General features: G+C 54.2%; 22 protein-coding genes. 7 read left to right on the forward strand and 15 right to left on the reverse strand.

What is annotated here, in order from left to right:
- Positions 1-879: a ribokinase gene (gene rbsK, locus MKX64_RS00630; RefSeq protein ID WP_095263340.1), complete on the reverse strand. Its 879-nt coding sequence runs from the start codon at positions 877-879 to the stop codon at positions 1-3.
- A gap of 2 nt (positions 880-881) precedes the next feature.
- Entirely contained in the window at positions 882-1,862 is a 981-nt protein-coding gene (locus tag MKX64_RS00635; protein ID WP_095263339.1) for a LacI family DNA-binding transcriptional regulator, read from the reverse strand.
- Between the two features lie 202 nt (positions 1,863-2,064).
- On the opposite strand from MKX64_RS00635, the gene MKX64_RS00640 reads away from it, so the two are divergent.
- From MKX64_RS00640 to MKX64_RS00650, 3 genes are all read left to right on the forward strand, one after another.
- A complete protein-coding gene (locus tag MKX64_RS00640) occupies positions 2,065-3,039 on the forward strand; it encodes a carbohydrate ABC transporter permease (protein WP_095263338.1) in 975 nt (324 codons plus the stop codon).
- Positions 3,036-3,860, forward strand: a complete 825-nt coding sequence (locus MKX64_RS00645) for a carbohydrate ABC transporter permease (protein WP_341035211.1) — start codon at positions 3,036-3,038, stop codon at positions 3,858-3,860. The genes MKX64_RS00640 and MKX64_RS00645 overlap by 4 nt, the downstream gene beginning before the upstream one ends.
- 144 nt (positions 3,861-4,004) lie before the next feature.
- Positions 4,005-5,399: an ABC transporter substrate-binding protein gene (locus MKX64_RS00650; RefSeq protein ID WP_095263336.1), complete on the forward strand. Its 1,395-nt coding sequence runs from the start codon at positions 4,005-4,007 to the stop codon at positions 5,397-5,399.
- A 242-nt stretch (positions 5,400-5,641) separates the two neighbouring features.
- Here the strand turns inward: MKX64_RS00650 and MKX64_RS00655 are convergent, their stop codons facing one another.
- The gene (locus MKX64_RS00655; RefSeq protein ID WP_095263335.1) at positions 5,642-6,622 is read right to left on the reverse strand and encodes an arsenic resistance protein; all 981 of its coding nucleotides are present in this window, start codon (positions 6,620-6,622) and stop codon (positions 5,642-5,644) included.
- 166 nt (positions 6,623-6,788) lie between these two features.
- Positions 6,789-7,871 carry a Gfo/Idh/MocA family protein gene (locus tag MKX64_RS00660; protein ID WP_095263346.1) on the reverse strand — a complete coding sequence of 361 codons (1,083 nt, stop codon included), beginning with the start codon at positions 7,869-7,871 and terminating at the stop codon, positions 6,789-6,791.
- Positions 7,872-8,152: 281 nt separating this feature from the next.
- Between MKX64_RS00660 and cyoE the strand changes: the two genes are divergently transcribed.
- On the forward strand, positions 8,153-9,076 hold the full coding sequence (gene cyoE, locus MKX64_RS00665; protein ID WP_095263334.1) for a heme o synthase: 924 nt from the start codon (positions 8,153-8,155) through the stop codon (positions 9,074-9,076).
- 98 nt (positions 9,077-9,174) lie between these two features.
- On the opposite strand, the gene MKX64_RS00670 is transcribed toward cyoE, so the two are convergent.
- From MKX64_RS00670 to MKX64_RS00680, 3 genes are read right to left on the reverse strand one after another with little or no spacing between them, the layout of a single operon-like run.
- Positions 9,175-9,519, reverse strand: coding sequence for a YolD-like family protein (locus tag MKX64_RS00670; RefSeq protein ID WP_095263333.1), 345 nt, complete (start codon positions 9,517-9,519; stop codon positions 9,175-9,177).
- Positions 9,516-10,787 (reverse strand): DNA polymerase IV, encoded by a 1,272-nt coding sequence (locus MKX64_RS00675; RefSeq protein WP_244908057.1) that lies wholly within the window; start codon positions 10,785-10,787, stop codon positions 9,516-9,518. The genes MKX64_RS00670 and MKX64_RS00675 overlap by 4 nt, the downstream gene beginning before the upstream one ends.
- Positions 10,784-11,167, reverse strand: coding sequence for a hypothetical protein (locus MKX64_RS00680; protein ID WP_095263332.1), 384 nt, complete (start codon positions 11,165-11,167; stop codon positions 10,784-10,786). The genes MKX64_RS00675 and MKX64_RS00680 overlap by 4 nt, the downstream gene beginning before the upstream one ends.
- Before the next feature lie 235 nt (positions 11,168-11,402).
- On the opposite strand from MKX64_RS00680, the gene MKX64_RS00685 reads away from it, so the two are divergent.
- Positions 11,403-11,582 carry a hypothetical protein gene (locus tag MKX64_RS00685; RefSeq protein WP_095397531.1) on the forward strand — a complete coding sequence of 60 codons (180 nt, stop codon included), beginning with the start codon at positions 11,403-11,405 and terminating at the stop codon, positions 11,580-11,582.
- Positions 11,583-11,740: 158 nt separating this feature from the next.
- Here the strand turns inward: MKX64_RS00685 and MKX64_RS00690 are convergent, their stop codons facing one another.
- Positions 11,741-13,042: an NCS2 family permease gene (locus tag MKX64_RS00690; protein WP_095397530.1), complete on the reverse strand. Its 1,302-nt coding sequence runs from the start codon at positions 13,040-13,042 to the stop codon at positions 11,741-11,743.
- A gap of 124 nt (positions 13,043-13,166) precedes the next feature.
- Between MKX64_RS00690 and MKX64_RS00695 the strand changes: the two genes are divergently transcribed.
- The gene (locus tag MKX64_RS00695; protein ID WP_095263330.1) at positions 13,167-13,871 is read left to right on the forward strand and encodes an SOS response-associated peptidase; all 705 of its coding nucleotides are present in this window, start codon (positions 13,167-13,169) and stop codon (positions 13,869-13,871) included.
- A 131-nt stretch (positions 13,872-14,002) separates the two neighbouring features.
- Here MKX64_RS00695 and MKX64_RS00700 read toward each other — a convergent pair whose 3' ends face one another.
- The 4 genes from MKX64_RS00700 to MKX64_RS00715 form a co-directional block, all read right to left on the reverse strand.
- Positions 14,003-14,290, reverse strand: a complete 288-nt coding sequence (locus MKX64_RS00700; protein WP_095263329.1) for a stage VI sporulation protein F — start codon at positions 14,288-14,290, stop codon at positions 14,003-14,005.
- Between the two features lie 213 nt (positions 14,291-14,503).
- Complete coding sequence (recG, locus tag MKX64_RS00705) at positions 14,504-16,555, reverse strand: ATP-dependent DNA helicase RecG (RefSeq protein WP_095263328.1); 2,052 nt, start codon at positions 16,553-16,555, stop codon at positions 14,504-14,506.
- 14 nt (positions 16,556-16,569) lie between these two features.
- Positions 16,570-17,430: a DegV family protein gene (locus MKX64_RS00710; protein WP_330163915.1), complete on the reverse strand. Its 861-nt coding sequence runs from the start codon at positions 17,428-17,430 to the stop codon at positions 16,570-16,572.
- 42 nt (positions 17,431-17,472) lie between these two features.
- Positions 17,473-19,263 carry a DAK2 domain-containing protein gene (locus MKX64_RS00715; RefSeq protein WP_155617340.1) on the reverse strand — a complete coding sequence of 597 codons (1,791 nt, stop codon included), beginning with the start codon at positions 19,261-19,263 and terminating at the stop codon, positions 17,473-17,475.
- 364 nt (positions 19,264-19,627) lie between these two features.
- Here MKX64_RS00715 and rpmB point away from each other — a divergent pair, with 364 nt between their 5' ends.
- Positions 19,628-19,816 carry a 50S ribosomal protein L28 gene (gene rpmB, locus MKX64_RS00720; RefSeq protein ID WP_095263315.1) on the forward strand — a complete coding sequence of 63 codons (189 nt, stop codon included), beginning with the start codon at positions 19,628-19,630 and terminating at the stop codon, positions 19,814-19,816.
- 338 nt (positions 19,817-20,154) lie between these two features.
- Here the strand turns inward: rpmB and spoVM are convergent, their stop codons facing one another.
- From spoVM to rsgA, 3 genes are all read right to left on the reverse strand, one after another.
- A complete protein-coding gene (gene spoVM / locus MKX64_RS00725) occupies positions 20,155-20,235 on the reverse strand; it encodes a stage V sporulation protein SpoVM (RefSeq protein WP_095263314.1) in 81 nt (26 codons plus the stop codon).
- A 248-nt stretch (positions 20,236-20,483) separates the two neighbouring features.
- On the reverse strand, positions 20,484-21,140 hold the full coding sequence (rpe, locus tag MKX64_RS00730) for a ribulose-phosphate 3-epimerase (RefSeq protein ID WP_095397529.1): 657 nt from the start codon (positions 21,138-21,140) through the stop codon (positions 20,484-20,486).
- A gap of 1 nt (position 21,141) precedes the next feature.
- On the reverse strand, positions 21,142-22,050 hold the full coding sequence (gene rsgA / locus MKX64_RS00735; RefSeq protein WP_341035212.1) for a ribosome small subunit-dependent GTPase A: 909 nt from the start codon (positions 22,048-22,050) through the stop codon (positions 21,142-21,144).
- Positions 22,051-22,084 lie beyond the last annotated feature (34 nt).

Genomic DNA, 22,084 nt, shown 5'->3' on the forward strand with positions numbered 1-22,084 from the left:
TTACAGACTCTCCTCTACGAGGCTCCGCGTCGGCATGCCGCCCTGGGCGCCAAATTTGGTGACTGACAAGGATGCTGCCCGGTTGGCGAATTTCAGACTGTCTGCCAGACTCTTGCCCTCGGCCAGCGCGACCGCCAAAGCGCCGTTAAAGGTATCTCCAGCTCCCGTCGTATCCACCACTTCGACCTCATAGCCCGGGATGACCACTTCCTTCGTCCCGTCATAATAGCGCACGCCCCGCTTGCCCTCGGTTATGAGCAGTTTGTTCGGATAACGGCGAAGCGACTCTTCGAGCGGCGCGCCGCCGAACAGAATCGACGCTTCATGCTCATTCGGCGTAATATAGGCTGCCTGCTCAAGAACTGCCTCTGGCACCGGACGCGCTGGCGCCGGATTCAGAATGAGCGGAACGCCATGCTTCGCGCACAACGCACTTACATAAGCTACCGACTCCTCCGGTATTTCATGCTGGACCAGCACCATATCCGACTGCTTGATCACATCCTCGGTCTTCTCGATATAAGCAGGCGTCACGCAATCGTTGGCGGCTTTAACAACGACGATGCTGTTGTCTCCTTCAGCCAGCACGATGTGCGCCGTTCCGCTCTCCATACCTGTAACCGGTTCCACATGCTTTACAGAAACACCGTTGTCTCTGAAATTTTGCAAAATGGCCTGCCCGAAGTGATCATCGCCCACACAGCCGATCATCGACACTTCGGCTCCCAGCCTTGCGCAAGCGACCGCCTGGTTGGCGCCCTTGCCTCCCGGAACCGTCTTGAAGCTGTCGCCGAGCACCGTTTCGCCAGCGCCAGGGCGTTTGGACGAGGTCACCACCAGGTCCATCGAAGAGCTTCCAACTACCGTTATTTTTGCCATGATTAGTCCACCTTTCTCGTTGTCTGTCGTTCGATGAATTGAACGGGATATTGTTTGCTTTTTCGTTCGATATGCTGTCCTTCCATGAGCTGTATCAACAGCTCCGCAGCCTCGCGCCCCATCTCATAGGCCGGCTGGTGAATCGTGGACAGGGACGGAGCAAGCAGTCTGCTGAGCGGAATGTCGTCAAATCCGATAATCTGGACGTCCTCCGGCACCCTTTTCCCTAACCGAAACGCTTCCTGCAGCACCGCCGAAGCCACGATATCGTTACTGGCGATCACCCCGTCGGTATCCGGGTATAGCCGGAACAAGTCTTGGGCCCAGCCCTCCGCTTCGGTAAATGAAAAGGATGTCGTCTTCAGCACATCATATGAAAGACCCCGCTCTCGCACGACCTCCACCGCACCCTCGTACCGGTCCATCGCCGGTCCGACATGAGCCGGTCCCTGGATGATCGTGATCCGCTTGCTGCCGCGCTTGATGATCTCCCGCGCAGCCAGTCTCCCGCCTTCTCTGCCATCCGCATACACGGATGGACGGTCGCTCGTCGTCCGGTCAAGGAACACAATCGGAATGCGCAGCTCGGCGTACATCTCCGCACCGGGATCATTCGTGGAGGATATGATGCCCACTACGTGATTCTGAATGAAGGTCTGGATGTAGTCCATCTCCTTCTCCCGGTTCTCATCGCTGTTGCCAAAGATCAGCCGATAGTCGTTCTCCTGCATCCGGTCCTCGACGCCGCGCGCCAGCTGCGGAAAGTAAGGGTTCGTAATATCGGGCAGCAAGAGCCCCACCAGCTTCGACTTCTTCTTGTATAAAGAACGAGCCACCTCATTCGGTGTATAGTTCAAGGCGCGAATCGCCTCTTCCACCTTCTGCCGGGTATCCTCATGCACATAGCCGTTTCCATTCAGCACTCGGGAGACGGTAGCGACAGATACTCCAGCCCGGCCCGCTACATCCTTAATTGTTGCCATCAGCCATCACCTCTTTGATGTGTGTAACCGGTTACAGGTATAACATATCATACCCTTCTATTTTTTGCAAGCGTTTTATTCGCATATCGAATTTTGTAAATATATTACTTTCTTCTAACATAAATCCCAACTTATTTTTACATATATTCCCTATACTCAATAGCTGAAAGGCCAAGTGTGGAAAGTGAGGTCAATCAAAGACATGGAAAAAGAATTCACGCTGTCTCCACCGAGCACGCCCATCACGCCTCCGGCTAATGAGATGGAATCCGCGCGCGAGCGCAAGCGCACCTCCATTCGCAAAATCCGTCGCAGGGAAATCACGCTGGCATACGCCTGCTTGGCCCCCTCGCTGCTGCTGTTCGGCGCGTTTCTGTTCTACCCCTTGCTCAAATCCGTATATCTCAGCCTGTTTCTTACGGATCCGCAGGGCCGCGTAGCCGAATTTGTCGGCTTTGGCAATTTCAAGGATATTTTAAGCTCGGACATGTTCTATAAAAGCTTTGGCAACACCCTGATGTTCATGCTGCTGACCGTTCCAACCGGCATTGCGGCCGCGCTGTTTTTTGCCGCTCTAACGCACAACAAGCTGACAGGCATGAAGATATTCCGGTTCATCTTCTCGCTCCCGATGGCCGTTTCGGTTGGGACAGGCTCGATGATCTGGATGATTCTGTACCATCCGACACTCGGCATGCTGAACTATATGCTGTCACTGGCCGGCCTCGGCCCTGTGCAGTGGCTGACCGACCCGAAGTGGGCGATGATATCGATTGCCATCATGACCGTGTGGATGAATCTGGGCTTCAATTACATCCTGATGCTCAGCGGCATCCAGGGCGTGTCAGAGGATATCTACGACAGTGCGCGCATCGACGGGTCCGGTCCGCTTCGGACGTTCTTCCGGATCACGATGCCGCTCATTTCGCCGACGCTGTTCTTTACGCTGGTTGTATCCATCATTGGTGCCTTCCAAGCATTCGGCCAAATCAATATTTTGACAAAAGGCGGGCCGATGAACAGCACCAACGTCATCGTGTACAACATCTATCAGGACGCCTTCATCAACTTCCGGTTCGGCATCGGAAGCGCCCAGGCCTTGATCCTGTTTGTCATCATTCTGACGCTGACCCTCCTGCAGTTTAAATTCGTGGAACGGAGAGTGCACTATCAATGAGTTTGCGACTTCTGCCCAAAAGCTTCATCTACCTGCTTCTCCTTGTCGGAGCGCTGGCCGTAGCTTTTCCGCTCCTGTACACGCTGTCCACCTCTTTGATGACCGAAGCGGAATCGGCCGTGTACCCGCCGCCGCTGCTTCCGGAGACAATCAATCTGGCCAACTTCCTCAAGGTTATCGAGACGATTCCGGTGCTCCGGTTTATCGCCAACAGCGCCATCGTCTCCTGTGCCACCATGATTGGACAAGTCCTCACCTCCGCGCTGGCCGCCTATGCGTTCGCCTTTCTTCGATTTCCCGGGAAAACGCTGCTGTTCAGCCTGTTCCTTGCCACGATGATGGTTCCGTGGGAAGTCATTATGATTCCGAACTATCTGACGATCAGAAGCCTCAATTGGCTGGATTCCTACCAAGGTCTGATCGTCCCGTTTCTGGCCACCGCCTTCGGCACCTTCCTGCTCAGGCAGACCTTTCTGTCATTGCCGAAGGAGCTGTTCGAGGCCGCCCGGGTGGACGGCTGCGGGCATGTCCGGACGTTCCTCAGCATGGTGCTGCCTTTGTCCGTGCCGGGGCTTGCAACGCTGGGGGTGTATTCTTTTTTGAATAACTGGAACATGTATTTATGGCCGCTGTTGACCACGAACCGGGAGGAAATGCGCACCGTCCAGATCGGCATCGGGATGCTGCAATTCGAGGAGATGAACTCCTGGAATCTGATCTTGTCCGGCGTGCTGCTGATGCTCTTGCCTTCCCTGCTCCTGCTCGCGCTTGGCCTCAAGCCGCTTGTGCGAGGGATTACTGCCGGGGCGCTGAAAGGCTAGGCTCCGCCCGCTTCAATTACCGTACAGCTATAGTTTGTCGTTGTGCAAACGAAAATCAGCCTTGTGCTGCGGACAGGCTCCCAGAGCCCAGGCCCGGTGCAATTTCTGATAAATGAATTTTCATAAGGGAGAGATTAACCGATCATGAAACGTTTTGGCAAAAAATCCTTCAGCCTGCTTCTTCTGAGCTGCATGATGATGTTCACAGCCGCCTGCGGCGCAGGCACAACTGCCAGCGGAAGCGATTCCGGACAAACTCCGAGCAGCGCTTCACCCGCGTCTGCAAGTAACAACGAGCAAACGCAAGAACCTATCAAAGTCGTATGGTGGCATTCCATGAGTGGTGAACTCGGAACAGCCGTTGACCAGCTGATTGCTGAATTTAACTCGTCCCGCTCGGACATTCAGGTTGAAGGCGTGTTTCAAGGAACCTATGATGAAAGCCTGAACAAGCTGAAAGCATCCCTCGGCTCCAACAGCGGTCCGACGATGATTCAGGTTTACGAAATCGGCAGCCGTTTCATGATGGATACGAAGGCGATTCGTCCGGTGCAGGACTTTATGGATGCAGAACAGTATGATATCTCTGCTCTCGAACCTAACATCAAGAGCTATTATACCTTTGACAACAAGCTTCATTCGATGCCGTTCAACTCGTCCAATCCGATTCTGTATTATAACAAGGATGCATTCAAAGCGGCCGGGCTGGACCCGGAAAATCCGCCGCAAACCTACGAAGAGGTAGCCGAAGCAGCCAAGGCGCTGACAACAGGCGATCAGACCGGCGCTTCCTTTGCCATCTACGGATGGTTCATGGAGCAGTTCTTCTCCAATCAAGGTGCGGAGCTGCTGAACAACGGCAACGGACGGAATGATCTGGCCACCGCTTCCCAGCTCAACAGCCCTGCCGGTGTGAAAACACTGGAATGGTGGAAGCAAATGCTCGACGACAAGGTGCTGCTGAATCTGGGCCGGAAAACGGATGATACCAAGAAGGCTTTTGCAGCTGGGCAGATTGCCATGATGCTCGACTCAACGGCATCCCTGCGCGGTATTGTCAATGCGGCCGAAGGCAAATTCGAGGTAGGGACAGGCTTCCTGCCACGTCCATCCGATGGCGGCAAGGGCGGCGTGATCATCGGCGGGGCAAGCCTGTGGCTGATGAACAACAAGCCTGAAGAAGAGCAGAAGGCCGCTTGGGAATTCATGAAGTTTTTGGCTGACCCAACGACCCAAGCCTACTGGCATGTGAACACCGGTTACTTCCCGGTAACTACCAAGGCCTATGATGAGCCTATCGTGAAGGAAAATCTGGCGAAGTATCCGCAATTCCAGACAGCCGTTGACCAGCTGCATCAGACTGAAGAGAACCTGGCTACTCAAGGGGCGGTTATGGGCGTATTCCCTGAGGCGCGTCAGCTTACGGAGACTGCGATCGAGGAAGTATTAAACGGTCAGAAGACCCCTCAGGAGGCGCTGGACAAGGCAGCTCAGGAGATCACCTCCAAAATCGAGATTTACAACAAAACAGTGAAGTAATCGCTTGGTGCAGGATATGCCCCTTGAGGTGCAGCTGCGGATTCTACGACGATCTGCGGCTGTACCTTCAAGGGGTGTTTTGTTTCGACCCCAAACTCCGGCCGCCGTTATCCAAGCCGCCACCTTCTTCCCTTGTCTTCGCTCCTCTTCCCGGTAGCCTCCCGTCTTCTTGCCGGAGCGTCGCTTCCGAGCAGCATCTCCCACTTGCAGATTGTACTCCATGCCTTACGGCTTCTTCGAGGCTATCTATCTATGGATGATCTCCCTGATACGGGGCGCCTTCTCGTGCCTGACAGCAGCAGCTGGGTAATGAGCGCCAGCACCGGCAGCTCAATAAGCGGCCCTACAACGAGCGCCAGCGCCACCAGCGGCTCGTCCGGAAATGCCGTGACGGCAATGGCCAACGCCACCGGCGAATTGCGGGCAAGGATCGTCAGTCGCAAGCTGGCCGAGTCCTCGTAGGAGAACCCGAGCAGCCTGCTGGCAAGTCCGCCAACGATGTAATTGACGGCAAAAAACAGCAGCACCGGCACCAGCAAAATGTACACCGTCTCCATATGGGCAAACAGCTGCGCACCCTGCGACGCAAACATGGCCGCAATGGCCAGCGACAGAAACCACAGCTGGGCTTTAGCAAAAAACGGGGTTATGCCCCGCTCCAGCCAGGCCGGTCTTCTGCGAAGCAGCGCGCGCGTGAGCAAGGCAAGCCCGAACGGCAGCGCCAGAACGAGCAGCACACTTTCCGCCAGCGAGCTCAGGTCGAATGTGCCCACTGTTCCGGAGAATACCAGCAGATATACCGGAAGCAGCAGAAGCTGCAGCATCAAATTCATCGGCAGAATCGAAGCCGACAGAGGCACATTGCCTCTGGCAATCGAAGTGAACACCAAGTACCAGTCTGTACACGGGGTCACCATCAGCATCATAAACCCGATCCACAGGGCAGGATGCTCTGACAGAAAGATGGCGCCAAGCCCCCATGCCAGCAGCGGGGTCCACATATAATTAATGACCGCGCTGGCCGACAGAAATCGGAGGTTCGCGAAAGCCTGCCGCAGCTGCCTGAGCGGAATTGTCAGAAACAGGCCGTACATCATCAGCAGCAGCGACGGCAGAATGATCATCTCGGCATAATAAAGAGCGGTCGGGATTTGGCCAATCGCTAAACCAATCCCAACCGCCGCTATAATAATCAGTGTTTGTAGCTTATCCATCGTACTCATCGCCATTCCTCCGCACACGTCGGCTCGTATCTGTAGACCCGATCGTCTCAGTGCCGGAACATAGCGATCTTCCGCACGCAACATCCATCTTAGGTCCAACCGTAACCCCATTATAGCAACTGGAGCTGCAGCCGTCCACGGGCACAGCGTGTTCATGCGAAGCGACTTAGTCGAAGTACACGGCCTTTCCGGTACGTGCAGACTCATAAAGAGCTTCCAAAATTTGCGAAACGACAAAAGCCTGTTCCGGCGTAACTACCGGATCGGTATCGTTCTCGATCGCTTCAATCCATTTTCTCATTTCCACGTCCGGAGCTTCTTCTTTACCGCCCTCATAGAAAGCAACGCCGCCAGAGCTAAGCTCGATGTCCTTGGTGTACAGACGGCTGAATTTCTCTCCGTTGATCCGCAGACCGTTCTTCATGTCTGCTCCGCCCTCGGTGCCGCTCAGCGTGCACTTCGCTTCATCCACTTCGAGCGTATTGAGCGCCCAGCTGGATTCCAGCATAATGGTTGCGCCATTCTCCATCACGATCATCCCGAAAGCGGAATCCTCAACGGTAAACTTCTTAGGATCCCATGGTCCCCAAGCGTTAGCCGCGTTCTCGCGTTTGGCCAGCTCATGATAGGTCGAACCAAGCACAACCTTCGGCTTATAGTTGTCCATCATCCAGAGGGTCAGATCAAGCGCGTGAGTACCGATATCAATCAGCGGACCTCCGCCTTGCTTCTCCTCGTCCAGGAACACACCCCAGGTTGGTACGGCTCTTCTCCGCACGGCATGGGCTTTTGCAAAATAAATATGTCCAAGCTCTCCGGCATCACACAGCTCCTTGAGATACTGGCTGTCGTTCCGGAAACGGTTGTTGTAGCCAATCGTCAGTTTCTTGCCTGTCCGTTTCGCCGTTTCCATCATCCGCTTCGCGTCAGCGGCTGTTTTGGCCATCGGCTTTTCACACATTACATGCTTGCCCGCCTCAAGCGAAGCAATGGAAATCTCCGCGTGAGAATCGTTCGGAGTCAACACATGAATAATGTCAATTGTATTATCCTTCAGCAGCTCCTTGTAATCTGTGGTTACCTGAGCTCCCTCGATTCCGTACTTCCCGGCCGCCTGCTCGGCCCGCTCCTGAACGATGTCACAGAACGCTACCAGTTCTACATTGTTCAGCTTGCTCAAGCTTGGCAGATGCTTGCCGTTCGCGATTCCACCACATCCGATGATCCCTACACGATATACTTTGCCCATGTTGATCGTCACCTTCACTTTCTCAAATTTCTGTTCCGGCATGATAAGTATGTAATATCCTGACAGCCATCTCTAAGGTATCATATTTTGCAGCTTTTTTTAGTATAACAATGCGACATGATGTGTATAAAATTACGACATCCGCCTGATCCAGCCTGCTCTTGTTTTGGCAGGTTTCACCGTCTCTTTTCGACAGTATTCGTAATTTTCCTTAATAGAGGATTAATTTTTAGCTTCTTCATGGTAAGATGATAGTAAAAAAATATAGAAGTGAGTGGGTCATGAATACTATCAATAATCAGGAACCGAATCATGCCGTAGGATACAACTCTCTGACCAAAGTTTTTTTTGATACCATTAAAACCGGAATTATCAAGTCCAACCTCATTGCCATGTTTGCGGGGCTGTGTATGGCACTGTACGTGTTTGACACCTCGTTCATGGACAATATAACGAAGATATGCCTGGCTTTGCTCGGATCGTCCCTTGTGATCGGTTCGGCAGGCGCGTTTAACAACCTATATGACCGGGATATCGACGCAATTATGGAACGCACCAAGAACCGGCCGACCGTCACCGGACAGGTGGACACGCCGATTGGACTGACCATCGGGATTCTGATGAGCCTGTCAGGCTTCATCGTCCTGTACGCCGCTTCACCGCTGGCGGCCCTGTTCGGATTTCTCGGACTGTTCTTCTACGTGGTGCCTTACACGATGTGGACGAAGCGGACGACGGTGTACAACACCGAAGTCGGAAGCATCTCCGGCGCCGTGCCGCCTCTGATCGGCTGGGCCGCGATATCCAGCGACATGCTCCGCATGGAAATATGGGCGATCGTCATCATGATGCTGCTGTGGCAGATGCCCCATTTCTATGCCATCGCCATCCGCAGACTGGATGAATACAAGGCTGCCGGCGTTCCGATGTATCCGGTCATCAGAGGAATCCGCAGAACGTATCACCGCACCAACGTCTATCTTGTGCTGCTCGTACTGTCCAGCCTCCTGTTCTGGTCGCTGAACCCGTATATTGCAGCGCTGGCCGTGCTGATGAGCCTGGGCTGGCTCATCCTTAGCCTGGCGAGCTACCGCGAGACAGATCCGGCCTCGTGGGCGAAGAAGATGTTCATCTTCTCCCTCAATCACCTCACGCTGCTGTTTCTGGTCGTTATTATCTTTTCCGTTGTCGCTCAAATTTTATAACTCTTTCAACAGGGCTGTCCTTTGCGGGCAGCCCTGTTTTGCAGATCATGCATGACAAACAGGCGACGAATCGGCGCAATACCGGCAACGCTCCTGTATCAGGAAACGCCGGCCGACAGGATATCGTCAATCCTGATCCATTCCCACTCCCCGGGTCCAGTCGTCAGCTTGATCTCCCGCCGGTGGGTCAGGACGATCGTAACCACGCCGGTCCGCTCCACCTCTTCGTATTCATCGTACAGCCGCAGCGTAATCGTCCGGTGATCGTAAAAAGATTCCGCCAGCGCATGTTCAATCAGCTCCATCTCCTGTGCGTCCAGCGTCGGCTTAACCTTTCTCCCCTCTTCCAGCTGACGGCGAATAATGGACTCCTTATGCTCCGGCAGCATCATCCGGCTCGATTCCCACAGCCCGTTGCCTTCCAGTTTTTTTCGTGTTGTCATCTGTAGTGACCTCCTATCTTCGTTGAGCGATCCAGTGCCTGGCCTGCCTCTGTCATAGAAACAGCCCGAATAATGATGGCATCCCCGTATTTCCGTTTCAGCGCATCGGTCGTGCGCTCAAGCGCCATCCATTTCTCCCGGTCCATATCAAACAGCGATAATTGATACTCTTGGTCCGGGGTCAGCTGCGACAGGCTGATGCCCACCTGCCGGACCGGCAGGCCGTCCCAATGCTTCTCCAGCAGCCTGCACGCCCAGCGGTACACCTGATTGGTGACGTTGGAAGGATCATCCATCTTCATCTGTCTTGAGAAACCCGAAGGCCGGTCGAAATCGGCACCCGTGCAGTGGACGGAAACGACATGCCCCATGAATCCAAGCCCGCGGCACCGCTGGCATACCAGCTCCGTCAGTTCCAAGAGCACCACCTTGATCTCTTCCAGCCTGCCGTAATCGCGGGGCAGCGTCATCATATGCCCCACCGACTTCGGATCCACCTGATGCGTCCCCGGACGCACGGGGCTGTCATCGATGCCGTTGGCGATTCGCCAGTAGAGCTCAGCCTGAATATCCGAGTTCCTGCCAAACTTCCGGCGCATCATCTGCTTCAGCTTGGCCAGAGGCGTCCTCGCCACACTGCCGATCGTAGGCAGCCCCATCGCCATGAAATGCCGGGTCATCCGGCTGCCGGCCATAAACATGTCGCTGACCGGCAGCTTCCACAGCGTCCCGTCCAGATGATCTTTGGACAAGGTATAGATCCCTGACGGCGATTTTTTGCCATAGTTGTCACAGGCCATCTTCGCCAGAATCTTCGAGTCGGCAATGCCGAAGCGGGTGTACACCCCTGTCGCTTCCTGGACGTAATTCTGAATCATGCGGGCCAGTTCCTCCGGTGTACAGCCGTACAGATGCAAGCTGCCGGTCACATCGAGAAATTGCTCGTCAATGCTGTAAGGCTCCACCAAATCGGTGAAGGACTTGTAGATATCCGTAATCTTCATGGAGACGTCAATGTACCGCTGCATCCGGGGTTTGATGACAACCAGCTCCGGACACTTCGCCATGGCCTCCCCTAGCCTTTCTGCCGTTTTTACCCCCTTCTCCTTGGCCTTCGGACACGCTGCAAGGACAATGCCCGAGCGTCGCTCCGGATCGCCGGCAACGACCAGCGGCCGGTCTTGATATTCCGGATGCTCCGCCTTCTCCACGCTTGCATAGAAAGACTGGCAATCGGCCAGCATGATCACCCGTTTCGATGCCTTCACATCAGACACCCCTTGTCTTCCGGCTTAAGCCCGAGGTAAGCATACGCCCTCTGCTCAATCTCCGCCTCGATCAGCCCCCACAGCATGGACAGCTTGTGATGATAGCCCCGGCATACAAAATCAACCTCAATCCCAAGGCTTGACCTTCGGTTGTCGTAAACCTTCAGATCGCTTTCCCGCATCTTCCGGCGCGCCTTCGTCAGATCCGCCATCGCCGCAAGCTGCAATTGATCGATCATCATCCGGGTCAATTCCGGCGTTCTGGCATCGCATCGGCACAGCGTTTCCCCGTCATTCTCCAGCACGTCGAGCAATAACGGCAATACAGCATAATCCTTCACCAGTCTCGTTTCTTCCGGTTTGAGACCTATACTCAACATGACAATCCCACCTCATAATGAGAACGTTTGTTTGTATTATATGCGAACATACGTTTTATTATCAATGTAAATATAATCCTATTGGCTGATCGCTCTGGAGGACCGATGAAATACGCGCCAGATTCATAAGAATAACCGGATTGGAACAGGATATAGTTATCGATCTTATCAGGCGGCATACTGCGAAGCTGCAACCAAAATTCGTGATTGAAACCGAAGGAGGAAATGTCCCCCTATGCATGGAGTTGAGCAATGGCTGCATTCCGCAAGCCACAATTATCTTTTGATCGCTGTCGCAGCTGTACTCTTTTTTGCTGTCAAAGCTGTGATCGGGTACATAACCTACCGCCATTATGATCGTCAATTGAAGGAGCTTGATCAGAAAATCGAAACGCTGCTGCAGCAGAAGCGATAAACAAACATTAGCACGCACAGCCTATACCGCTGGTATGTGGAAGCGGATCTCGACCTCGCTAACCAATGCATGCATCCACAAAAAAATCCCCCGGCAGGGTCATCCGCGAAATGCGGACTGCCAGGGGATTTTTCCATAACATCAACCGTACAGATGAATCAATGCGGAACAAAAACGAGCTGAAGTACAAACAGCACTGCAAAAATATACATCAGCGGATGCACGGCCTTTCCTTTGCCCTTCACGATTTTCATCAGCGGGTAGGAAATGAAGCCGAGCGCAATGCCGGTCGCGATGCTGGAGGTGAGCGGCATCGTCAGAATGACGAGAAAAGCCGGGAACGCCTCATCAAAGTCCTTCCATTCGATATGGCGGACATTGCTCAGCATCAGGCAGCCAACCACGATCAGCGATGGCGCCGTAATAGCCGACAATCCGGCAACAGCGCCGATGAGCGGGCTGAAGAATGCCGCCACCATGAACAGCAGCGCCACCACGACCGCTGTGAGGCCAGTCCGGCCGCCTGCGCCGACACCGGCTGCCGATTCAATATAAGCGGTAGTCGGACTGGTGCCGACCATCGAGCCAGCCACCGTGGCCACAGAGTCCGAGAACATCGCCCGCTCGGCGCGCGGCAGCTTATTATCCTTCATCAGCCCGGCCTGTTCAGCCACGCCGACAACCGTCCCTGTCGTATCAAACAGCGTCACGAGCAGGAAAGAGAAGACGACGGCATACAAGCCGTGGGAGATCACGTCAGCAATCGAAGTGACCGGATTCCATACCAGAATCCCCTCAGGCAGCGTCGGGAGCGACACAACTCCGCCCGTAAACGACAGCATGTCCGCAAAATAAGCGATGATCCCCGTAATAATCATGCCGATGAACAGCGCCCCCTTCACATCCCGGGCCAGCAGCACAAGCGTCACCGTCAAACCTGCCAGCGCCAGTACAACGGTCGGCTCATGGAGATTGCCAAGAGCAACCAGATTGTCCGGATGGGCCGTAATGATGCCGCTCATTCGCAGGCCGATAAAGGCGATGAACAGCCCGATCCCGACCGTAATCGCATGCTTCAGATTTCCGGGGATCATCTCGATCAACCTGCGCCGAAGCGTGGTCATCGAGAGCAGCAGGAACAGAATCCCCGCCACGAACACCGCCGAGAAGGCCTCGACGTATCCAAGCCCGTTATGGCCCTGGACAACCGAGTATGTAAAATACGCATTCAGCCCCATCCCGGGCGCAACCGCAATCGGATACCGCGCCACGAGCCCCATCAGCAGCGTCCCGATAACAGTCGCAATAATCGTAGCCGTGAAGCTCTGTTCAAACGGAACCCCCGCTTCAGACAGAATGAGCGGATTCACCACCATAATATAAGCCATTGTAAAAAAAGTCGTCGTACCGGCTACCACTTCAGTCTTGGCCGAGGTGCCGCTTGCTTTTAAATCAAACACAAACCATATCCTCCATTTCTAATGCTTGTTGCTGTAACCGCTGCACCCCTCTTGGGCATGCAGACTCATGCATGGTATACTCTAACACAAACGATGATATCGATCCAAGGAGGCCATAGAAACGATGTGCGGACGCTATACATTGACCGTGACCTGGGAAGAGCTGCTCATGCGCTACTTGATTGACCCGGATTCGGTGTCCCCGTTCCATATACCCCGTTATAACATTGCGCCCAGCCAGCAGGTGACCGCCATCATTCATGACGGTACACGCCGCCGGATCGGGCAGCTGCAGTGGGGGCTTGTCCCTTCCTGGGCCAAGGACGCGTCCATGGCCGGCAAAATGATCAACGCTCGCAGCGAGACGCTTGAGAACAAGCCTGCTTATAAGATACCCTTTTATCGTAAAAGATGCCTCATCCCTGCCGACGGATTTTACGAATGGCAAAAAAACGAACATGGCAAGCAGCCCTTCCGCATTCGTCTTCGGGACGGCGGCATCTTCAGCATGGCCGGACTGTACGATACATGGGTGACGCCGGACGGTCAGAAGCGCAGCACCTGCACCGTCATTACAACCGAGCCGAATGCGCTGATGGCGCCCATTCACAACCGGATGCCGGTCATTCTGCGGAAGGAAGATGAAGCGCTGTGGCTGCGCCGTGAGGACGCCTCCGCAGCCGGCGATGCGCAGGCCATGCTCCAAGCGCTTCGGGAGCTGCTGCGGCCGTATCCCGCCAGCGAGATGCAAGCCGAGCCGGTCAGCACAGCCGTCAATTCGGTCAGAAACGATACCGAAGCATGCATCCAGTCGATCGCCGATGCTTGAGCGATCACCGAACACTCAGCTCTGTCTACACCGCGCCGTCTCGCTGATCTCGTCACGGCAGAAGCCCCGGCTGTGGAGGAGACCCTCCCGCAGGGGCTTCTTCAATTCCAGCGATGAGATGTTCGATCGTTCTAACGGAACATGCCCCACAGCTTGATCAAATGGAACGTATTCTTCGGATCAATCCGCTGAGCAAGCACGAACTGAACGATTTGCTGCTCCTGCGTTGCCGTAAGCCTTTCATTCAGAATGCCGCTGGCTGTCCGCACCAGCTGCTGCACCTTTAAACTGTTCTGGAGATCGGATTTCGTCAAATGTTGAGTCAGCCCTTTAATTCTCTCCTTGACCGCCGGGTTTTTCATTTTCAGCTTGATCCGCTCCACCAGCTGAGGACTAATGCCGTACTGCTGATAGCTCAATATTCAGGCACCTCCCGTTATAATTGCTGTCGCTTTTTGAGTATATGACGAAAGCCTGTCCATTGTGCTAATAGATTCGGTCACTTGTCCGGGCGAAACGGGCCTTGCGCTGTTAGATGAGCGCCAATCCGAGCGACCCTGTAAACGCGGGTAGCCTGAACTTCAGCCAGACTCCATCGCTTACACCGCTCGATCGTTTACACCAATCGGGAGCTAATCCATAATATCGCCTTGAAAAATGTTCTCCTGCTGCAAGTAATTCCGCAACGGCGCATACTCGGGCGATGTCCAGAAGGCGCTGTCGCTCACCAGCGCTGCGGCATCATCGCGAGATTCCTCGACGATCTTGAAATCGGCGGTCATATCCGCCAGCCTGAACTCCGGCAGCCCGCTCTGCTTCGTGCCGAAGAAATCCCCGGGTCCCCGAAGCTCCAGATCACGCCGCGATACTTCAAAGCCATCATCGGTCTCCGTCATAACCTGCATCCGCTCCTGGCCTACCTCCGATTTCGGATCCGCTACCAGGATGCAGTAGGAGGCATGCTCGCCCCGGCCAACCCGGCCCCGAAGCTGGTGCAGCTGGGAGAGGCCAAACCGGTCCGCATCCATAATCACCATCAGCGTAGCGTTCGGCACATCAACACCTACCTCAATGACGGTGGTGGAAATGAGCAGCTGCACCTCATTGCTGTAGAACTGCCGCATCACTTCATCCTTCTCGCCCGGGGTCATCCGGCCGTGCAGCAGCCCGACCCGGTATTTCGGAAACGCCTGCTGCATCTGAACATGCAGGTCAATCGCATTTTGAACATCCAGCTTGTCCGATTCTTCAATCAGCGGTGTAATGAGGTACGCCTGGCGCCCCTGATCCACCTCTCGTGCAATAAAGCCGAGCACGCGCTCCATCATCTCATGCTTGACCCAGTAGGTCGTGATCGGAATCCGTCCCTTCGGCCGCTCCGACAAGGTAGACACATCCATATCGCCAAAAGCGGTAATAGCCAGCGTGCGCGGAATCGGCGTTGCCGTCATCGTGAGCACATCCGGGTTATACCCCTTGCGGCGCAATATGCTGCGCTGGTTGACGCCGAAGCGGTGCTGCTCGTCGGTGACAACCAGGCCGAGCTGGCGGAAATACACATCCTCCTGGATCAGCGCATGCGTGCCGACAACAACATCCGTCAAGCCCATCTGCAGCGAAGCGAGCAGGTCCTTGCGCTTTCTCCCGTTGACGCTTCCCGTCAGAAGCCCTACCGTAATCCCGAAGGGCTCGAACAGCTTCTGGAGCGAGCGTGTGTGCTGCTCGGCCAAAATCTCTGTCGGCACCATCAGCGCCCCCTGAAAGCCCGAGCGCACCGTCGTGAACAGCGCAATCGCAGCCACGACCGTTTTGCCGGAGCCGACATCACCCTGGAGCAGCCGGTTCATGCAGTAGGGTGAGCGCATATCGTGCAAAATCTCCAGCTCCACCTTCTTCTGTGCATCGGTCAGCTCAAACGGCAGGCTCCGAACAAACTCCCGGATCGTGGCATTGTCCGCCGTATGGACCACGCCGTCCATACGCTTCCGGTTCAGGGCGCGGAATGCCTGCATTTTGAGCTGAAACAGAAACAGCTCCTCATACACCATCCGCCTGCGCCCTTCCTGGCCTTCTCGCGTATCCACCGGCTGATGAATCGTGCGAATCGCCTGTTTCCGGGGCATAAAATCATATTTTTGCAGCAGCGTCTTCGGCAAAATTTCAGGAATCATATCCCCATACTGCTGCAGCGCCTGGGTCATCGTCTTCCGCATCCAGGCCTGGGTAATCTTGCCTCCGACCGAATAGACCGGCTGCACCGTTCCGCTGCGGAACGCGCCCTTGTCCGGGAACTCCGATTCCGAAACGGTAAGCTGCATTCTGCGCTGATCCCATTTGCCTGTCAGCACAATTTCCCGGCCCGCAGCAAGCTGATCCTTCAAGAAGTGACGGTTGAACCAGGTTGCCGTAAACATCCAGCTCTCCGCCAGCATCTTGCAGGTTAAACGAGACTTGCGTCCGTAGCGCTGGAGCACCGGTACGCCGGCGATTTTGGCTTGAATCGTAATTTTGTCCCCGTCCTTCACCTCGCTCAGGGAGCGAAGCCGATAATCCTCATAACGAAACGGATAATATTCGAGTAAATCCTTGACCGTAGAGACGCCAAAGGCGTGAAGCTCCCCTTCCTTGAGGGCGCTCACGCCGTTGATCTGTCTGACGGATATTTGATCGAGTTCCAAACTCATAACATCTACCTCACTTAAGCAGGCCATATATAAGCCGCGATCGTGCCCGGCCCGACATGGGTGCCGATAACCGGCCCGATGTCGGAGTACACCACATCCTCCACCGTAAACACTGCGGACAGCTGCTGCAGGAAATCCTCCACCAGCCCCCGATCGGCCGTATGGCCTACCGCGACATGAACCTTCGTCACACCTGTCAGATCTTGCTGGAACAGCTCCACCATGCGAGCTGTCGCCTTTTTGCGGCCGCGAACCTTTTCCACCGAGAAAATAATGCCTTCCTCATCGATAGACAGGATCGGTTTAATATTCAGCAGCGTTCCCAGAACAGCCGAGGCTTTGCCAATTCGTCCGCCCTTCTGGAGATACTCCAGCGTATCAACCAGGAAGTAGAGGCGGCGCTTGCTGCGCAGCTCCTCAATCGCGGTTATAATCTCCTCGACTGGCTTGCCCTCGGCTGCCAGCTTGGCTGCATGGGCTGCAAACAGCCCGAATCCGTAGGAAGCCGATTTGGAATCCCATACCGTAATCTGGTCCGCTTTCTCCTCTAATAGCGAGGTGGCCAGCTTAGCCGATTGATAAGTGCCGCTCAGCCCTGACGAAATATGAATCGACAGAATGGAGCATTCCGGATATTGCTTGAAAATTGACTCGTAAGCCTGCACAAAATCAGCAGGAGACGGCTGGGAAGTCGTTGGAAGCTGCGGAGATTCCACAAGCCGCTTATAGAACTCCCCGGCCGATATATCTACGCCATCCAAATATGAATCCTCGCCGAACATCACTTTTAACGGCACAATATGAATGTTATATTGCTTCACCAGGTCTGCCGGAATATCTGCGGTGCTGTCTGTTACAATCACGGTTTTATTCACCGTAACCCCTCCTAATCCATACAATCAAATTGAATGATTCGGTTAAGACTCCACAGAGAACAGGTACGAATAGATCGGCTGACCTCCATAGTGCACTTCCACTTCAGCGTCCGGATATTGTTCCCCTAACCAGCCCGTGAGCGCCTGGGTATCTTCCTCGGAAGCATCTTCCCCTGTAAGCAGCGTCACGATTTCATCGCCGGATTCCATCATCTTGCCAAGCAGCTGTTTGCTCGCTGACAGCAGATCCTCCGCTGCCGCTACAATGTTGGAGTTCCGAATGCCAATAAACTGGCCGGCCTTGATCTCCAAATCGTCGATGGTTGTGTCGCGTACGGCATAGGTCACCTGGCCTGACTGCACCCGCGCAATCGCATCCAGCATGTTCTCCGTGTTCACATCAGCACTCTCGTCTTCCTGGAAGGCGAAGGCAGCCGCAATTCCCTGCGGAATCGTCTTGCTTGGAATGACCGTTACGCTGCGCTCATCCTCAAGCAGCTCTCTGGCCTGCTGAGCCGCGAGCACGATGTTGGAGTTGTTCGGAAGAATGTAAACATGCTGCGCTGAAATCGAAGACACCGCGTTCACGAAATCTTCCGTGCTCGGGTTCATCGTTTGACCGCCTGCCAGAACGACATCGATGCCGAGGCTTTTGAAAATCTCGGAGATGCCGTCACCTGACGATACCGCGATGAATCCAAATGGAGCTATCTCGTCTGCCGGCGGAACCGCCGGAGCTTCAGGCGTGCGGGCTTCTGCCGGAATATCGGCAAACAGCTCCGGCATCGGGGCGATATCCATCCCCGTCGTGAGCAGCTCGCGATGCTGCTCGCGCATATTCAGAATATGAATCTGGGTAATCTCGCCATATTGCAGGGCCAGGTTCAGCACTTCCCCCGGCGCCTTGGAATGAACGTGAACCTTGATCGTCTCGTCATCCGCAATGACAATAATGGAATCCCCATTCACTGCAAGCGCTTTCCGGAAATTATCTTCATCGAAATCTGCGTCTTGTCCCCCGCCAAGCTGGCGATTGATAAAGAATTCCATATCATACAGAAATTCGATATCTTCAGTTGCAAGCCTGGACTGCGCCGAGGTTGGAACCGGGATCTCTGCCGCTGCAAACGGGCTTGTCTGCTGTACCGGTTCGGCGGAACGGGACACTGCTTGTGCCGTATCAACCGACGCCACACCTACCGGACCAGCCGTCGTCTCTTCTTTTAAAGCAGCCAGGAAACCTTCGTAGATGTAAACGAGCCCCTGTCCGCCCGAATCGACAACGCCCACCTGCTTGAGTACCGGCAGCATGTCCGGTGTCTGGGCCAGCGTTTCCTTCGCTTTCGCCAGCACCTGCTCCATCAGTTCCACAATGTCTGCCGTTCGGCGGGAATAGTATACACCATGCTTGGCCGCTTCCTTGGCCACCGTCAAAATCGTACCTTCAACCGGCTTAACGACCGCTTTGTATGCCGCCTCCACGCCGGTCTGAAGCGCGGCTGCAAACTGCTGAGGCGTCAGCTCCGCATGCGGTGCCGCATATCGGCTAAAGCCCCGGAACAACTGGGATAGAATAACACCCGAGTTGCCGCGCGCGCCCATAAGCAGCCCCTTGGACAGCACACCAGCGCTATGTCCTACCGACTCCGAATATTTGTTCTTCAATTCAGTCACACCGGCAGTCATCGTCAAATTCATATTGGTTCCTGTGTCACCGTCCGGCACTGGAAACACATTCAAGGAATTAACGTGCTCCGCATGCTGCTGAAGCCGCTCCGCTCCGGCTAGAACCATCGCGGTAAATTCTGTTCCATTTAAAGAACGCTTACTCAATGAGAATTCCCCTTCCTGACTTGATACCCTAACATCAATCACATTCTATTTCAAAGCTCACCAGCCGAAACGAAATGCCCAAGCCATATATAGACACTCTATAATATACCTAAGTCAATGACCTAGGATCACGGACATGATGGGCTGAAATCTCGTCCCTTCGTTCGACATGAACAGGGCCCCGCCCAAACATGCCGATGATCCATAACTTTCCGTCATTCGAAATATTATGGACTAAACAACATTGTACTATAAGAAGTAAGAGAAATAAATGTTTTTAGGGCAGTTGACGGAGCAATTTTTACTGTGATATTATATTTAAGTATTGTTTTATGCAGGGTTAGTGAACAAGGAGGTGTAATAAATGGCTCGCAAATGTTATGTAACTGGCAAGAAACCAAGCAGCGGAAACCATGTTTCCCACGCAAACAACCACAACAAGCGCACTTGGGGCGTTAACGTTCAAAAAGTCCGCATTCTCGTGAACGGCAAGCCAAAACGTGTATACGTCAGCACTCGTGCTTTGAAATCCGGTAAAGTGACTCGCGTATAATCATCTCATGTTATAATGAAGAAAAACTTCTTAATCTCCAGCACCTTTCGGGGAGCGGTCCGGGGCAGGAAGTTTTTCTTGTTTTTGGATACATACATATCTAAACAAAAAGCACCTTGCGCAGCCAGGTGCTTTTTCAGATATAAGAAAGCCCCAAAGCAGCTGCAGCTACACCCGAGCACTCTCTTATATCACAAGAAAAACCTTCCGCGGGGCCTCGGTATGTCTCCCCTATCCGGTATACCCGCATCACATCGTGATTCCTTATGTTCTTCATCCAGTAAAGCACCCCTGGCGGTGCCGCCCCAGTCGAAAGGTTGGTTGGCCGTGACAAGCTGTCAGCCTTTGTGAAACGTATTTAAAATGGCTTTCACAAAACCTCCCAAAAACTTCGGCAGCTTGAACGTATAGAATTTCATGTCTCACCCTCCCCAATCATTCTCATGCCTTCCTATAATATCGTATGCACCAAGCCTACAGATGTGAACACAGACAAAAAAAGGCTACATGAGAACCCAGCTCATGTAACCATACTTATGCGGTAACGCCCCGCCCTATGCATCGCATGTGGTCAAACCGGGCAGCTCCCTGGGAAAAACACCACGCGCAGTGAGGGGCGCACGTGGTGCAATCAGCAAAAATCATGTTAGGTTGCCTCGTTGCCGGCTTAGGATACGCTGCTGCGAATGCCGGCGATTGCGGCAGCGCGATCGGCCTGGCCGTACACAGCGCTTCCTGCCACCAGCACATTCGCTCCGGCTGTAGCGACCAGCGGCGCTGTCTCCGCCGTAATGCCCCCGTCTACCTCAATGTGAAGATCGGCTTGGCCCGACTGCTCCGCCCATTCGCGGATCTGACGAATCTTGTTCACGGTCCGTTCAATAAAGGCTTGTCCGCCAAATCCGGGATTCACCGTCATGACAAGCACCAGATCCAGATCCGGAAGCACCTCCTGCAGCACATGCGCCGGCGTGCCCGGATTGATGGCTACCCCTGCCTTCGCGCCAAGCTCCTTGATCTGATGAACGACACGATGAAGATGAGGGCAGACTTCAGCATGAACGGTAACATAGTCCGCTCCCGCCTTCACGAAATCCGCGATATAACGCTCCGGCTGCTCGATCATGAGATGAACGTCAAGCGGCAGCGAAGTATGCGGTCTGATGGCCTGCACAATCGGCGGCCCCAAGGTAATGTTCGGGACGAAGTGCCCGTCCATCACATCGACGTGGATCCAATCGGCTCCGCCTGCCTCAACCTCCCGCACCTCTTGCCCCAGCTTGGCAAAATCAGCTGACAATATCGATGGCGCTATTATGATCATATTAATACCTCCGCTTCTTGTCTTTCATTTCTGCATAAAACTCTGTGTAATGAACATAGCGGCTTTCTGCAATGCGGCCCTCTGCCTTGGCCCGGATCACTTCACAGCCCGGCTCGTGCATGTGGCTGCAGCCACGAAACTTGCAATCCGCCGCATAAGGAACGAACTCGCGGAAGCAGCTCGACAGCTCCTCAACCCCCAGCTCCAGAAAATCAAGCTGGCTGAAACCCGGCGTATCGGCAACGAATCCGCCATTATCCAGCTCAATCAGCTCCACATGGCGCGTCGTATGCCGGCCCCGTCCAAGACGCATGCTAATCTCGCTTGTCGTCAGCGACAGCCCTGGCTGGAGGGAATTCAGCAGCGAGGACTTTCCTACGCCGGACTGTCCGGCAAACACGCTGATTTCGCCCGCCAGCCGCTGCTTGACCTGCTCAACACCAATCCCTTCCAAGGAGCTGGTAATCAGCACCTCGTAACCGATGTTTTCATACAGCGCCTTGACCTCTTGAACCTGTGTATCGTTCTCGTCAGCCAGGTCCTGCTTAGTCAGGCATATTAACGCATCCAATCCGGAATGTTCGATATGTACAAGAAATTTATCCAGCAGCACCAGATTCAAATCCGGCTCCTTCACAGAAAACAGAAGCACAGCCAGATTCACATTCGCTACCGGAGGACGAATTAATTGGGAAGACCGTGGAAGAATTTCATCCACGGTCCCCTCCCCATTCTCAGTTAGCGAGTACTTTACATGGTCTCCAACGAGCGGAGAGATGCCTCTTTTTTTGAAAATGCCGCGGGCTCTGCATTGAACCGCCTGGTCTTCCCCGGATATCGACCGGTCATCTCGAAATGGTTTGACATAGTAATATCCGCTTAGCGCCTTCACGATCAGTCCCTCTAGCATATAATAGGCCTCACCTTTCCTGTTGGATTTAGAT

Origin of the sequence: Paenibacillus sp. FSL M8-0334, assembly GCF_038000405.1 — a bacterium.
In the GTDB taxonomy this organism is placed as follows: domain Bacteria; phylum Bacillota; class Bacilli; order Paenibacillales; family Paenibacillaceae; genus Paenibacillus_AQ; species Paenibacillus_AQ campinasensis.

Excerpts from the sequence above, each read along its gene's own strand:
- rbsK (WP_095263340.1), bottom strand. The coding sequence starts at position 879 with ATGGCAAAAATAACGGTAGTTGGAAGCTCTTCGATGGACCTGGTGGTG.
- MKX64_RS00635 (WP_095263339.1), bottom strand. The coding sequence starts at position 1,862 with ATGGCAACAATTAAGGATGTAGCGGGCCGGGCTGGAGTATCTGTCGCT.
- MKX64_RS00640 (WP_095263338.1), top strand. The coding sequence starts at position 2,065 with ATGGAAAAAGAATTCACGCTGTCTCCACCGAGCACGCCCATCACGCCT.
- MKX64_RS00645 (WP_341035211.1), top strand. The coding sequence starts at position 3,036 with ATGAGTTTGCGACTTCTGCCCAAAAGCTTCATCTACCTGCTTCTCCTT.
- MKX64_RS00650 (WP_095263336.1), top strand. The coding sequence starts at position 4,005 with ATGAAACGTTTTGGCAAAAAATCCTTCAGCCTGCTTCTTCTGAGCTGC.
- MKX64_RS00655 (WP_095263335.1), bottom strand. The coding sequence starts at position 6,622 with ATGAGTACGATGGATAAGCTACAAACACTGATTATTATAGCGGCGGTT.
- MKX64_RS00660 (WP_095263346.1), bottom strand. The coding sequence starts at position 7,871 with ATGGGCAAAGTATATCGTGTAGGGATCATCGGATGTGGTGGAATCGCG.
- cyoE (WP_095263334.1), top strand. The coding sequence starts at position 8,153 with ATGAATACTATCAATAATCAGGAACCGAATCATGCCGTAGGATACAAC.
- MKX64_RS00670 (WP_095263333.1), bottom strand. The coding sequence starts at position 9,519 with ATGACAACACGAAAAAAACTGGAAGGCAACGGGCTGTGGGAATCGAGC.
- MKX64_RS00680 (WP_095263332.1), bottom strand. The coding sequence starts at position 11,167 with ATGTTGAGTATAGGTCTCAAACCGGAAGAAACGAGACTGGTGAAGGAT.
- MKX64_RS00685 (WP_095397531.1), top strand. The coding sequence starts at position 11,403 with ATGCATGGAGTTGAGCAATGGCTGCATTCCGCAAGCCACAATTATCTT.
- MKX64_RS00695 (WP_095263330.1), top strand. The coding sequence starts at position 13,167 with ATGTGCGGACGCTATACATTGACCGTGACCTGGGAAGAGCTGCTCATG.
- recG (WP_095263328.1), bottom strand. The coding sequence starts at position 16,555 with ATGAGTTTGGAACTCGATCAAATATCCGTCAGACAGATCAACGGCGTG.
- rpmB (WP_095263315.1), top strand. The coding sequence starts at position 19,628 with ATGGCTCGCAAATGTTATGTAACTGGCAAGAAACCAAGCAGCGGAAAC.
- spoVM (WP_095263314.1), bottom strand. The coding sequence starts at position 20,235 with ATGAAATTCTATACGTTCAAGCTGCCGAAGTTTTTGGGAGGTTTTGTG.
- rpe (WP_095397529.1), bottom strand. The coding sequence starts at position 21,140 with ATGATCATAATAGCGCCATCGATATTGTCAGCTGATTTTGCCAAGCTG.
- rsgA (WP_341035212.1), bottom strand. The coding sequence starts at position 22,050 with ATGCTAGAGGGACTGATCGTGAAGGCGCTAAGCGGATATTACTATGTC.